This window comes from Pseudomonas sp. NC02 (assembly GCF_002874965.1).
Taxonomy (GTDB): domain Bacteria; phylum Pseudomonadota; class Gammaproteobacteria; order Pseudomonadales; family Pseudomonadaceae; genus Aquipseudomonas.
This window is the reverse complement of sequence record NZ_CP025624.1, coordinates 2686083-2699273: the sequence shown is the minus strand read 5'-3', so window position 1 is coordinate 2699273 and position 13191 is coordinate 2686083. Positions and strand designations below refer to the sequence as shown.

Here is a 13191-nt window from a genome sequence, read left to right as displayed (position 1 = left end):
CTTACCGTGAACCCCATTTCCCTGATTCTTCTCGCCCTTGCCATGTCCACGGACGCCTTTGCGGCGGCCATTGGCAAAGGTTCCAGCCTGCACAAACCACGCCTGACCGAAGCCCTGCGGGCCGGCCTGATCTTTGGTGTGATCGAAGCGATCACGCCGATTATCGGCTGGGCCATCGGCCAGGCCGCCACTCGCTGGGTGGAACAGTGGGACCACTGGATCGCCTTTACCCTGCTGGTAGCCCTGGGCCTGCACATGATCTACAACGGCTTGAAGGCCGATGATCCAGAGGAAGAGAAACCGAGCCAGCACTCGTTCATGATTCTTGCCGTGACCGCGTTTGCCACCAGCATTGATGCCCTGGCGGTGGGCGTAGGCCTGGCGTTTGTCGACGTGAATATCCTGGTGGCCGCTGCGGCGATCGGCTTGGCGACGATGACCATGGTAACCATCGGCATGATGCTTGGCCGGGTGTTGGGGACTGTGGTCGGCAAGCGCGCCGAGATGGTTGGCGGCGTGGTGTTGATGCTGGTGGGTGCGACGATTTTGTATGAGCACCTGTCGGCCTAGAAACCGGCGAAGATCAAAATGTGGGAGCGGGCTTGGGTGGGAGCGGGCTTGCTCGCGAAAGCGGTGGTTCAGCCAGCCTATTGAGCGACTGACACACCGCCTTCGCGAGCAAGCCCGCTCCCACACGAGCCCGCTCCTACAGGGATCGGCGGCGATCAATCAGGCCGCGTGTTTTTCTTTCTTCAGGCTCTCGATGTCGATCACGAACCGATACTTCACATCGCCCTTGAGCATGCGCTCGTAGGCGTCATTGATGCCCTGGATGTCGATCATCTCGATGTCCGAGACAATCCCGTGCCTGGCGCAGAAATCCAGCATGTCCTGGGTTTCCTGGATGCCACCGATCAACGACCCGGCCAGGCTGCGACGCTTGAAGATCAGGTTGAACACGGTCGGTGACGGGTGCGGGCTATCCGGGGCGCCCACCAGGGTCATGGTGCCGTCGCGCTTGAGCAGGTTGAGGAAGGCGTCAAGATTGTGGGACGCGGCCACGGTGTTGAGGATGAAGTCCAGGGAGTTGGCAACCTTGGCCATTTCGTCCGCGTTCTTCGACACCACCACTTCATCGGCCCCCAGGCGCAGGCCGTCTTCGCGCTTGTTCGGCGAGGTGGTGAACAGCACCACGTAGGCGCCCATGGCATGAGCGATTTTCACCGCCATATGGCCCAGGCCACCGAGGCCGACAACGCCGACGCGCTTGCCCGGCCCGACGTTCCAGTGGTGCAGCGGTGAGTAGGTGGTGATGCCTGCACACAGCAGCGGCGCGACCGCCGCCAGGTTGCTCTCGTCGTGGGAGATCCGCAGGACGAACTTCTCCTTGACCACGATATTGTCCGAGTAGCCGCCGAAGGTGTTTTCGCCGCCAAAAGCCGGGCCGTTGTAGGTGCCGGTGAAGCCGTTTTCGCAATACTGCTCCTCGCCCTCGGCGCAGGATTCGCAGTGCTGGCAGCTGTCGACCATGCAGCCGACACCGGCCAAATCGCCCACCTTGAACTTGCTGACATTGGCGCCCACGGCGGTCACTCGGCCAACGATTTCATGGCCCGGTACCGACGGGTACAGGGTGTTTTTCCATTCGTTGCGTACGGTGTGCAGGTCCGAGTGGCAGACGCCGCAATAGAGGATGTCGATCTGCACATCATCGGCCCCGGGGGCGCGACGTTCGAACGTGAAGGGTTTGAGGGAATCCTTGGAGTCACGAGCGGCGTAGCTGTAAGTCTTGGCCATTTCGTTCACCTGTTTGTTCAGACGGTAGAAGTCAGTTGACCAGCATAGACGCTGAACCGTTCAACCGAGCACAGGCATACAAGTCCCTCGTCCGATTCTGCGCCTATAGTATTGGCTGCCCTCTCACCCAAGGAGTTTTGCCATGAGCACCCTACGCACACAAGACGGTACCGAGCTCTACTACAAGGACTGGGGCACCGGCAAACCGGTGCTGTTCAGCCACGGCTGGCCGCTGGATGCCGATATGTGGGAATACCAGATGGAGTACCTGAGCAGCCGCGGCTACCGCACCATCGCGTTCGACCGCCGTGGTTTTGGCCGCTCGGACCAGCCCTGGACCGGTAACGACTACGACACCTTTGCCGACGATATCGCCCAGTTGATCAACCATCTGGATCTGCAGGACGTGACCCTGGTGGGCTTCTCCATGGGCGGCGGCGATGTCAGCCGCTATATCGCCCGCCATGGCAGCGCGCGCGTGGCCGGGCTGGTGTTGCTGGGGGCGGTGACGCCGCTGTTCGGGCAAAAGCCGGATTACCCGCAAGGTGTCGAGATGGCAGCGTTTGACGGGTTCAAGGCCGCGTTGCTGAAGGATCGCGCGCAGTTCCTGGCAGACTTCAATACGCCGTTCTATGGCATCAACAAGGGCCAACAGGTCTCCAGCGGTGTATTGACTCAAACACTGAACATCGCCCTGCTCGCCTCGCTCAAGGCGACGGTGGATTGCGTCACCGCGTTCTCGGAAACCGACTTCCGCCCGGACATGGCCAGGATCGACGTGCCGACCCTGGTTATCCACGGTGATGGCGACCAGATCGTGCCGTTCGAAACTACCGGCAAGGTCGCCGCGCAGATGATCAAAGGCGCGCAGTTGAAGGTGTACAAGGATGCCCCCCATGGTTTTGCGGTGACCCACCAGCAAGCCTTGAACGAAGATCTGCTGGCCTTCCTGCAACGCTGAGCCGATTGCGTTCTCCTGCGACGGCTTATTTCTGGCCGGGCTGACACCCGGCCTTTTCAGGCAGTCGTACTATTCCCCGGTGCCGGCAAACCCCGCGACGATCTCGTCGATCACCACCCGCACCCGGGCGGTGTGCCGCAGGTCGGCATGGGTCACCAGCCACACATCGTAGGGCAACGGCCGCGTACGGTCCGGCCACAGCCGCACCAGGCCGTCGCGTTCGCCGGAAACTATCGGAACCTCACCGATACCGATCCCTGCGGCGATGGAGCGGCGAACCAACAGGCTTGAACTCAAGGCCGCAACAATACGCCCGCGTCCCAGCGGCTCGCTGACCAGGGTCAGGTCCTTCTGGCTTTGCAGGTGCGGCTGGTACACCACCAGGTCGTGTCCTTCGAACAGGCTGCCCGGTTCGGGTGCGCCGTGCCGATCGATATACGCCTGCGAGGCAAACAGCCCCACCGGCCAGCGGGCGATGCGCCGGGCGATCAGGTCGGGGTTGTCCGGGCGGGTATTGCGCACCGCGATATCGGCTTCGCGTTTGGCCAGGTTAAGCAACTGGGTCGAAGCGTCCATCTGCACGCGCACGTCAGGGTGCGCATCGTGCAGCCGGGCAATGGCCGGGATCAGGAAGTCGATGGCCAGGGAATCGGTGGTGGTCACCCGTACGGTGCCGGTCAGGCGGTCGTCCAGGCCCAGGACCTGACGCTCCAGGTCAAGGGCCGAGCGCTCCATGTTCTCCACCGATTGCAACGCGGCCTCACCCACGGCGGTCAGCGCATAGCCCTCGGAGGTGCGCAGGAACAACGTTGCGTTCAAGGACTTTTCCAGGGCATTGACCCGTCGCCCCACGGTGGCCTGATCCACCCCCAGCACCCGCGCGGCTCCGCGTAGTGTGGACTCGCGGCACACCGCGAGGAACACCCGCGCATCGTCCCAATTCATGGCTTTCCCCTTCAATGCGTTTTTGCATCAGCGTGACGTGTAATCGCAGCATTATTGCATCACTCATCACGGCTATGCTGGGCACCAGAGAAAATACCCAGGATCGCCAGCAGGCTGAACCGCTCGGTGACGGGCGCGGTCCCAACCCACACGTTCATTGCTACAGGTGCGCTCAAATGAATCTGCCCCACGAAATGACCCTGATCGAAATCACCAGCCCCGGCGGCCCCGAAGTCCTGCAGCCACGCCAGGAGCCGGTACCTGTCGCCGGCCCCGGCGAAGTGCTGATCCGCGTGCACGCCGCCGGCGTCAATCGCCCGGACGCCCTGCAACGCGCCGGCACATATCCGATGAAACCCGGCATGAGCCCGATTCCCGGGCTGGAAGTGGCCGGTGTGGTGGTCGCGCTGGGCGAAGGCGTCAGCGAGTACGCGCTGGGCGACAAGGTGTGCGCCCTGACCAATGGCGGCGGTTATGCGCAGTACTGCGCAGTGCCCGCCAGCCAGACCTTGCTGGTTCCCGATGGCCTGGACTGGATTCAGGCGGCAGCGATCCCGGAAACCTTCTTCACCGTATGGGCGAACCTGTTCGGCATCGGCGGTGCGCATAAAGGCCAGCGCGTGTTGATCCATGGCGGCACCAGCGGCATCGGCACCACCGCGCTGATGCTCTGCCGCGAGTTCGGTATCGAAGCGTTCGCCACCGCCGGCAGCGTGGAAAAATGCGCCGCCATCCGCGAGCTGGGAGCCGAGCCGATCAACTACCGGGAACAGAATTTCGCCGAGGTCATCGCTGACAAGACCGCGGGCAAGGGTGTCAATGTGGTCCTCGACATCATGGGTGGCTCCTACCTGAACGACAACATCAGCGCCCTGGCCATGGAAGGTCGCCTGGTGATGCTGGGCTTCCTCGGCGGCGCACGCGCCAAGGACATCGACCTGCTGGCGATCCTCGGCAAACGCGCGATCGTTACCGGCTCGTTGTTGCGCTCACGCACCCGGGAAGAAAAAGCCGCGATTGCCGCACAACTGCGCGAACACGTGTGGCCGGTGCTGTCGGCCGGGCGTTGCCTGCCGATGATCGATGAGGTGTATGCCTATACCGACGCCGCGAAGGCCCATGCGCGCATGGAAGGTGGCGACCATATCGGCAAGATTGTGTTGCGGGTGGATTGATAAACATGCGGAAAAACGGTTTATAACGTCATCAGAACAAAACACTGCGGTTAATGGAGGCTTCATGAAACTGGTCGGCATGCTGGACTCGCCCTACGTGCGCCGCGTGGCCATTTCCCTGGAACTGTACGGCGTCGCGTTCGAACACCAGGCACTGTCGGTGTTCAGCACCTTCGATGAGTTTTCCGGGATCAACCCGGTAGTCAAGGCACCGACGCTGGTGCTCGACGACGGCACGGTCCTGATGGATTCCGGCTTGATCCTCGAGTACCTGGAAGCCCTGGCGCCGGCCGGCAGCCGATTGCTGCCCCCGTCAGCCCCAGCGCTTGCCAGGGATCTGCAAGTGATCGGCCTGGCGCTGGCAGCGTGCGAAAAGACCGTGCAGATCGTCTACGAACATCACCTGCGGCCCGCCGAAAAACTGCATCAGCCGTGGATCGACCGCGTGACCGGACAACTGCTGGCGGCCTATGCGTTATTGGAGGCGCGGGTGGCCGAGCGCGACAGCGACTTGCCGCTGACCCAGGTGAGCCTGACGGTGGCGGTCGCCTGGTCCTTCACCCAGCTGAAGATAGCCGACGTCGTGAAGGCCGATGCGTTTCCCCACTTGCAACGCCACGCGGCCCTCGCCGAGCAGCACCCGGCATTCGGCAAATACCCGATCGAGTAGCCCGTGCCTACCCGGCATACACCGGGTAATCGGTGAAGCCCACCTCGGTGCCGCCATACAGGCCGTCCGCGTTCAACGGGTTCAGCGGCCAACCGTTGAGCAGGCGTTGGGGCAAGTCGGGATTGGCAATGTACGGCCGGCCAAACGCGATCAGGTCTGCCAGCCCCGCCTCTACCAGCCGCACGCCGCGCTCTGCGGTGTAGCGGCCGGCGTAGATGATCCGACCGCTGAAGGTGTCACGCACCGCCTGGCGGAACGACTCGGGCAACTCGGGGGCATTGTCCCAGTCGGCCTCGGCAATCGACACGTAGGCGATGCCGGCCGCCTCAAGCACCTTGATCGCCTCGATGTAGGTGTGATGCGGGTCTTCCTCGACGAGGCCGATGTAGACCCGGTCCTGGTCAGTGCCGCTGAACAACGGCGCAAAGCGCACACCCAGGCGCTGCGGGCCGACTACTTCGGCCACCGCCTCGACGATTTCCCGCAGGAACCGCAGGCGATTGTGCAGTGAGCCACCGTATTCATCGTCGCGCTGGTTGGAATGCGCCGAGATGAACTGGTTGACCAGGTAGCCGTTGGCCGAATGAATTTCCACGCCATCGAAGCCTGCGGCCAATGCATTTTTTGCAGCCTGGGCGTAAAGCCCCACCAACTCCTTGACCTCGGCGGTAGCCAGGGCGCGCGGCTCGGGTGGCTGCACCAACTTACCGGTGCCGGGCCCGGTTGCAACGAATGCCTTGGCTTGCTGCGGCTGGATCGCCGACGGCGCGACGGGTGCTGCGCCGTCGGGCTGCAGTTCGTGATGGGACACGCGACCCACATGCCAAAGCTGGGCGAAGATCACGCCGCCTTCGGCATGCACGGCATCGGTCACGGTACGCCAGCCGTCAATCTGCTCCGGTGTGTAGATGCCCGGGGTCCAGGCATAGCCCTGGCCGCGAGGCTCGATCTGCGTGCCCTCGCTGACCATGAAGCCGGCGGTGGCGCGCTGGCGGTAATAAAGCGCCATCAAGTCCGTGGCGATATCACCGGGCTGGGCACTTCGCTGGCGGGTAAGCGGCGGCAGGACGATGCGGTTTTTCAGGGTGTGGTGCCCCAGTGTGATCGGGGTACCTAAAGCGCTGTTGCTCATGGGGGAAAGTTCCGGATTCAAATTTCAGACAAGCAGAAGCTGCCGGCTCCCGCTCAGGGGAGCCGCCAACAACGTACTTTTGGGGGGGATTCAGCGGGTTACGCGGTCAGCTTCAACAGCGCTTTGGCAACGTCACTGGAACTGGCAGGATTCTGCCCGGTGACCAGCAGGCCATCTTCAATCACAAAGGACTGCCAATCGGCACCCTTCTCATACGTGCCGCCCAGCGCCTTGAAATCATCCTCGATCAGGAAAGGCACCACGTCGGTCAGGCCAACCGCCGCTTCTTCGGAGTTGGAGAAGCCGGTGACGCGTCGGCCCTTGACCAGCGGCTCGCCGTTGACTGCCTTGACGTGCCGCAAGGCGCCCGGGGCGTGGCACACAAAGCCAATCGGCTTGCCCGCACGCTCGAAGGCTTCGATCAGGGCGATGGAGGTTTTCGACTCTGCCAGGTCCCACAGCGGGCCGTGGCCGCCTGGGTAGAACACGGTGTCGAAGTCGCCGGCGTTGACCGACTCCAGCTTCACGGTGGTGGCCAGGGCCTGTTGCGCCGCCGGGTCGCTGGCGAAGCGGCGGGTCTGGTCGGTTTGCGAATCCGGCAGGTCGCTGACCGGGTCCAGGGGCGGCTGCCCACCGGCCGGCGAAGCCAGGGTCACGTCGGCCCCGGCGTCCTTGAACGCGTAGTAGGGAGCAGCAAATTCTTCGAGCCAGAACCCGGTCTTGCGGCCGGTGTTGCCAAGCTGGTCGTGAGAAGTCAAAACCATCAATACTTTCATGTGCCAGTGCCTCGGGGTGATGTGGGTTGGAATGGAATCAAGCTTAGGAGCCGGGCCAAAACCGCACAATGTCATGTCCGCAAGGATTCCGGACATTGCGCCAAGGCGGTTGCCGTTTCCCTGGCACACGCCGACAATCACCGCTCCGCGCCCCCTGGAGAGATGAGATGCACAGCATTGCGCTGATGGTGTACCCGAACTTTCAATCCTTGAGCCTCAGCCTGGGCTCGGTGTTCGAGTGCGCGAATCTGCTGCGTGGCGAGCAAGCGTATGAATTTCACCTGGTGTCGGAAAGTGGCGGCCCGATCATGACGTCCCAGGGCTTCTCGGTGAACAGCACGCCGATCCGGCCCGAGGGCTATGACACATTGATCGTCAGCGGTTACCTGGAGTTCCAACTGCCTGACGCCAGCCTGCCGAGGCTGGTCCAGGCGGCGTCCAAACAGTCGCGACGGATTGCTTCGTTGTGCATGGGCATCTTCGTGCTGGCCGAGGCCGGATTGCTTGAAGGCAAGCGCGCCACCACCCACTGGCTGCACGCACCGGCCTTTGCCAAGCGCTACCCGCAGATTCGCCTGGAGGAAGACAAGCTGTTCGTGGTCGACGGCCAGATCTGGACCGGTGCCGGCATGAGCGCCGGGGTGGACCTGGCACTGGCGATGGTGGAGAACGACCTGGGCAGCGACCTCGCCCGCCGCATCGCGCGCAAGCTGGTGATTGCCCAGCGCCGTGGCAGCGAACAGTCGCAGCTATCGGCGTTGCTGGAACTCGACCCCAAGTCCGACCGTGTGCAGCTGGCCCTGGCCTACGCCCGGGAGAACCTGACCCACGACCTTTCGGTCGAGGCCCTGGCGGCCGTGGCGCGGCTCAGCCCACGCCAGTTCAGCCGGGTGTTTCGCGAGGAGACCGGGCAAACCCCGGCCAAGGCCATCGAATCCCTGCGGGTGGAAGCCGCCCGGGCAATGATGGAAACCAGTCGGCATCCGGTGGAAGTGGTCGCCCGCGAGACCGGGTTCGGTGATCGCGAGCGCATGCGCCAGGCGTTCCTGCGGGAGTTCGGCCAGCCGCCACAGGCGATGCAGGCGGCATTGTTCAGTGCAGGGGCTGGCGCAGCGTTTAGCTGATGCCTCAGTGCAGCGCCGCCCGCGTCACCAGGAAGCTCAGCAGGTTCGGCTCATCGTCCAGCTCGATGGCCTGCACCGGACGCGGCAGGTTATCCAACACCGTGCGCCAGAACGCCTGGCTCACTTCATCCTGATCATAGAAACGCACCAGCCAGTTCGCCTCGCCGCTGCTCAACACCTGAGTGGCGATGGCGCGGCCAATGCCCTTGCGGCGGTAGCGTTTGAGAATGAACAGGTCCGCCAGTTCCAGCGCATCGATCCCCGGCAACTCGCTGCCTTCGATCAGCAGGAAACCGGCGATAAAGCCATCGACCAATAACAGGTTGGCGCTCCATTGCGGGTCTTCCCAGTAGCGGGCCAGGTGCTCCTCATGGATGTAGAAGCGACCGTCCACCTCGACATCTTCCTGTTCCCAGTCCGAGGACTCGTAGGCGTAGAACTGGTAAAGGTTGGCGATCAACGTGGCGTGTTCCGGGCCGGTCTCGATCAGTTCGACGGTGGTATCGGGGATTGCAGGCATGGGCATCTCGGCAAAAAAACAGGCCGCCATTGTCAACAAAGCCACCTGCAATGCCAATACACCGGCCAAGCTTTCTGCTTGCTGAACCGATCGCGCTTTTCTCGTGTCAACGACAAAATCGTTACAAAGTTAGACTAAACTCCGCGTCACTTCCCTCCCCTTGCTTTCAGGATAAGTACTTTGACAAACGTCTGCACCAGCGGCCTCGATGTCGGCTTTGCGTCCCTGGATTACCTGCAAATAGGCATCCTGGGCATCATTCAGGGCATCACCGAATTGTTGCCCGTGTCTTCCACCGCCCACATGCGCATCGTGCCCGCCCTGCTCGGCTGGCCGGATCCCGGCTCGGCGTTTTCCGCAGCCATGCAGTTGGCCGCCCTGGCAGCAGTGGTCAGTTACTTCTGGAAGGATGTACGCCAGGTCACGGTCGGCAGCATCACTGCGGTGCGCCAGGGTGACTACAACAACCAGTGGTTCAAGCTGGCGGTGGCCATTGTGCTGGCGACGATTCCGATCGGGATTGCCGGGATAGCCTTGTCGTCGACCCTCAACTCCTGCAACTCGCCGCTGCGCGGGCTGATGGTGATCGGGATTTCCTGCCTGGTGATGGCGGTGCTGCTGGCGGCGGCTGAACTCAGCGCAAGGCATAAGCGCACGGTGGGCGAAATGCGCCTGCGGGATGCGCTGATTGTCGGCATTGCGCAGATCGGTGCGCTGATTCCAGGGGTTTCCCGCTCGGGTTCGACCCTGACCGCCGCACTGTTCCTCAACTTCAAGCGTGAAGAAGCGGCGCGGTTTTCGTTCCTGCTGGGCTTGCCGGCGATCGCCCTCGCGGGGCTGAAAGAGCTGTGGGTATTGTTCCACGCCGACCTGCCCGCCCACGCCTGGCCGCACCTGATCTTCGGGCTGGTGGTCGCCAGTGTGTCGGCGTTCTTCGCGATCTGGGGCCTGATGAAGTTCCTGGAGCGATTCTCCACCTGGCCGTTCGTGATCTACCGCGCGGTGCTCGGGGTATTCCTGATTGTGGCGGTGAGCACCGGGTTGTTGGCCTAAGGCGCGCGGTCGGCCAGTTCTTCGAGCAAATCCGCAGACGGTATGAAGAACAGGCCCCCGGTGACCGCCGTGCTGAAGTCCAGCAGGCGGTCATAGTTGCCGACCGGTCGGCCGACAAACATGTTCTCCAGCATCAACTCCAAAGGCTCTGGCGAGCGCGCGTAGCCGATAAAGTACGTCCCGAATTCCCCCGCGCCCGGCCGGCCAAAGGGCATGTTGTCCCGCAGGATCTTCACTTCCTCGCCGTCCTTGGTGATGGTGGTCAATGCACTGTGGGAATTGCTCGGCTTGGTCGCATCGTCGAGCTCGATGTCCGACAGCTTGGTGCGCCCGATCACCCGCTCCTGCGCCTCCACCGACAATTCATTCCAGGCCTGCATGTTGTGCAGGTACTTCTGCACCATTACATAGCTGCCGCCGCTGAACGCCGGATCCTCATCACCGACGATGGTGAAACCCACCGCCTTGCGCCCGACCGGGTTCTCGGTGCCGTCGACAAAACCGATGATGCTGCGCATGTCGAAATAGCGGAAACCCTGGACCTCGTCCACCACCGTCACCGCATCCCCCAGCGCCGCCATCAACTGGGTGGCCAATTCGAAACACAGGTCCATCTGCTCGGCACGAATGTGCAGCAGGATATCCCCCGGCGTGGCCGGCGCCAGGCGCCCGGCCACGCCCACTTCCTTGAACGGGTGCAACGCTGCTGGCCGCGGCCCTCCGAACAGCGCGTCCCACGCCTTGGAGCCAAACCCTGCGACACACGTCAGGTTGCCCGCCGGTACACGCTTGCCGACCGAGCGCACCAGGCCGGCGATATCGGCGCACCAGCTGCGCACCGCCTCAGCCGAGTCACTGCCAGGCGCCAGGGTCGCGACCATGAAAATGGCGCTGCTGGTGATCGGGCTGCAGACGGATTGGGGTTCAAGGTTTTGATCGGATGGCGATGTCATTGAGAGGTCCACGGGTGGCGGTCGAGATTCAACGAGCGCAGATTAGCAGACCACCTAACCCTGTGGGAGCTGTCGAGCTTTAGCGAGGCTGCGAAGGCGGCAGCAGTGTAAACATTGATGCTGCCTGACCCACCGCTATCGCAGCCTCGCTAAAGCTCGACAGCTCCCACACTGGATTTTCGTTTATGCGCCACTTGTGCATTTCCTCCGGACAAATCCCACAACGGGGGCTCCCCTCCTACGCCCTCCCGATGGTAGTGTGTGAAATTGTTTCTGACCTTTCGATCAGACATTTCTCACTCACTCCCTGCAAAGGAATGCCCCCAGCAATGGATTTTTCCCTCAAGCAACTGGCCGTAGCCACCCTGATGGCCGCCAGCCTTTCGGTGTTCACCACCCAAGCTCAAGCCAACCTCACCCCACAACAGAACGCCGTCATCCTGAAGACCTTCAGCGATGCCTCGGTCAAGGATTTCCGGCAGTTCCTCGCCAGCCTGGCCAAGAATGACGTGGCCAAGAGCGACAACCTCGGCCCGGCCATCAGTGCCTTTCTCGACAACAAGGACCTGAGCGCCGACCAGCAGAATGAAATCCATCGCCTGCTGGGCCTGTATGCGCGGGTGAAGTACGGTGCGGCCGCCACTGAAACCCTGCGTGAACTGGTGGAGATCCCGACCTTCCAGGTCGCCGGCGTGGCCCAGCACGACAATCCCGAGTTCATCAAGATCGCCGCCAAGATCAAGAGCCTGGCCGAGTCGTTCAACCTGAACTTCCGCAACATCGACAACCGCGTCTACGAGATTTCCCTGGAAGGCAGCGGCGATGAAGTGGTCGGCATCCACGCTCACGCGGACGTGGTACCGGTAACCCCGGAAAACTGGGTACTCAAGGACGGCACCAAGCTCGACCCATTCAAGGTCACGCTGATCGGCGACCGGATGTATGGTCGCGGCACCGAGGATGACAAGAACGGCATCGTGGTGGCGATGTACGCGATGAAGGTGATCAAGGAAGAGAAGCTGCCGCTGGCGCGCAATTTCAAGCTGCTGGTGGACACCACCGAGGAAACCTCCGGCGACGCGATCCCGTACTACTTCGAGCACAACCCAACGCCCAACTACAACCTGGCGCTGGACGGCGGCTACCCGGTGGTGATCGCCGAGAAAGGCTACGGCACGGTCATGGCCAAGTTCCCCAAGCGCAAGGCTGAAGGCAAAGGCGCAGAAATCATCTCGATGACCGGCGGCAAGGCCACCAACCAGATTCCGTCGGCGTCGGTGGTGACATTGCTCAGCGACAAGCCTGCCGAACTGGCCGCCAGCCTGCAAAAGGCCGGCAGCGAGTACGCCAAGCGCAATGGCGGCGACTTTGAAGTGGCGGCCAAGGTCGTCGGCAAGGACGTTCAGTTGACCGTCACTGGCGTGTCCGCCCACTCCTCCGAACCGGAATCCGGGGTGAACCCGGTAGCCAGGGTCCTCGACTTCCTCAACAGCCTCGACGGCAAGGTCGCGCTCAAGCACAACCAGTTCACCGACGCCGCGCACTACGCCGCCAACAACTGGGGCCTGGATTACCTGGGTGCCAAGCTGGGCGTGGGCTTCTCCGATGCGTTCATGGGCCCGCTGACCACCTCGCTGACCTATGTGGGCGAGGATGAAACTACCTTCAAGCTGGCGGTCAACCTGCGGGTGCCAAAGGGCAAGTCACCGGAAGCGCTCAAGGCCGAAATCGCCGACAAGCTCAGCGCCTGGACCAAGAAAAACCACGTGGCTGTGACCTTCGATTACTCGATCGCCGAGCCGATGTACCGCAACCCTGAGGGCGAGTGGGTCAAGGCGCTGTTGGCGGTGGCCAGCGAGAACCTGGGCATGGAGCACAAGTACGGCACGTCTGCCGGCGCTACCTCGGTGCATGAGCTGCCCAACGGCGTGCAATTCGGCCTGGCGCGGCCGGAGGTCAAGTACACCGGCCATACCGACAACGAGTTCAAGACCGTCGACCAGTTCCTGCTGGACCTGCAGATCGTCACCGAAATGATGGGCCGCATCGGGCAACTGCCGAAGCTCTGACCTGCCCTTCGGACCC

Annotated in this window: 13 protein-coding genes; 7 read left to right on the top strand and 6 right to left on the bottom strand. The window is 62.6% G+C overall.

What is annotated here, in order from left to right; all coding sequences use genetic code 11:
• Window positions 1–6: 6 nt before the first annotated feature.
• Complete coding sequence (gene mntP / locus C0058_RS12815; protein WP_003220119.1) at window positions 7–570, top strand: manganese efflux pump MntP; 564 nt, start codon at window positions 7–9, stop codon at window positions 568–570.
• Between the two features lie 159 nt (window positions 571–729).
• On the opposite strand, the gene C0058_RS12805 is transcribed toward mntP, so the two are convergent.
• A complete protein-coding gene (locus C0058_RS12805) occupies window positions 730–1797 on the bottom strand; it encodes an NAD(P)-dependent alcohol dehydrogenase (RefSeq protein WP_003220118.1) in 1068 nt (355 codons plus the stop codon).
• Between the two features lie 142 nt (window positions 1798–1939).
• Between C0058_RS12805 and C0058_RS12800 the strand changes: the two genes are divergently transcribed.
• Window positions 1940–2758: an alpha/beta fold hydrolase gene (locus C0058_RS12800; protein ID WP_003220116.1), complete on the top strand. Its 819-nt coding sequence runs from the start codon at window positions 1940–1942 to the stop codon at window positions 2756–2758.
• A 69-nt stretch (window positions 2759–2827) separates the two neighbouring features.
• On the opposite strand, the gene C0058_RS12795 is transcribed toward C0058_RS12800, so the two are convergent.
• Window positions 2828–3703, bottom strand: a complete 876-nt coding sequence (locus tag C0058_RS12795; protein ID WP_008431428.1) for a LysR family transcriptional regulator — start codon at window positions 3701–3703, stop codon at window positions 2828–2830.
• A 176-nt stretch (window positions 3704–3879) separates the two neighbouring features.
• On the opposite strand from C0058_RS12795, the gene C0058_RS12790 reads away from it, so the two are divergent.
• Window positions 3880–4878 (top strand): NAD(P)H-quinone oxidoreductase, encoded by a 999-nt coding sequence (locus C0058_RS12790; RefSeq protein WP_102368730.1) that lies wholly within the window; start codon window positions 3880–3882, stop codon window positions 4876–4878.
• Window positions 4879–4942: 64 nt separating this feature from the next.
• Window positions 4943–5548 carry a glutathione S-transferase gene (locus C0058_RS12785; protein WP_102368729.1) on the top strand — a complete coding sequence of 202 codons (606 nt, stop codon included), beginning with the start codon at window positions 4943–4945 and terminating at the stop codon, window positions 5546–5548.
• 7 nt (window positions 5549–5555) lie between these two features.
• Here C0058_RS12785 and C0058_RS12780 read toward each other — a convergent pair whose 3' ends face one another.
• Together C0058_RS12780 and C0058_RS12775 are read right to left on the bottom strand one after the other, a co-directional pair.
• The gene (locus tag C0058_RS12780; protein ID WP_102368728.1) at window positions 5556–6680 is read right to left on the bottom strand and encodes an alkene reductase; all 1125 of its coding nucleotides are present in this window, start codon (window positions 6678–6680) and stop codon (window positions 5556–5558) included.
• A 98-nt stretch (window positions 6681–6778) separates the two neighbouring features.
• The gene (locus tag C0058_RS12775; RefSeq protein ID WP_008431436.1) at window positions 6779–7456 is read right to left on the bottom strand and encodes a type 1 glutamine amidotransferase domain-containing protein; all 678 of its coding nucleotides are present in this window, start codon (window positions 7454–7456) and stop codon (window positions 6779–6781) included.
• Window positions 7457–7623: 167 nt separating this feature from the next.
• Between C0058_RS12775 and C0058_RS12770 the strand changes: the two genes are divergently transcribed.
• Window positions 7624–8580 (top strand): GlxA family transcriptional regulator, encoded by a 957-nt coding sequence (locus C0058_RS12770; RefSeq protein ID WP_102368727.1) that lies wholly within the window; start codon window positions 7624–7626, stop codon window positions 8578–8580.
• A 4-nt stretch (window positions 8581–8584) separates the two neighbouring features.
• Here C0058_RS12770 and C0058_RS12765 read toward each other — a convergent pair whose 3' ends face one another.
• Window positions 8585–9091 carry a GNAT family N-acetyltransferase gene (locus C0058_RS12765; RefSeq protein WP_032898758.1) on the bottom strand — a complete coding sequence of 169 codons (507 nt, stop codon included), beginning with the start codon at window positions 9089–9091 and terminating at the stop codon, window positions 8585–8587.
• Between the two features lie 189 nt (window positions 9092–9280).
• On the opposite strand from C0058_RS12765, the gene C0058_RS12760 reads away from it, so the two are divergent.
• Window positions 9281–10153: an undecaprenyl-diphosphate phosphatase gene (locus C0058_RS12760; protein ID WP_003220102.1), complete on the top strand. Its 873-nt coding sequence runs from the start codon at window positions 9281–9283 to the stop codon at window positions 10151–10153.
• Here the strand turns inward: C0058_RS12760 and C0058_RS12755 are convergent.
• Window positions 10150–11106, bottom strand: a complete 957-nt coding sequence (locus C0058_RS12755; RefSeq protein WP_003220100.1) for a Dyp-type peroxidase — start codon at window positions 11104–11106, stop codon at window positions 10150–10152. The genes C0058_RS12760 and C0058_RS12755 overlap by 4 nt on opposite strands.
• Window positions 11107–11435: 329 nt before the next feature.
• Here C0058_RS12755 and C0058_RS12750 point away from each other — a divergent pair, with 329 nt between their 5' ends.
• Entirely contained in the window at window positions 11436–13175 is a 1740-nt protein-coding gene (locus tag C0058_RS12750; RefSeq protein ID WP_102368726.1) for a dipeptidase, read from the top strand.
• The last annotated feature ends 16 nt before the right edge of the window (window positions 13176–13191 follow it).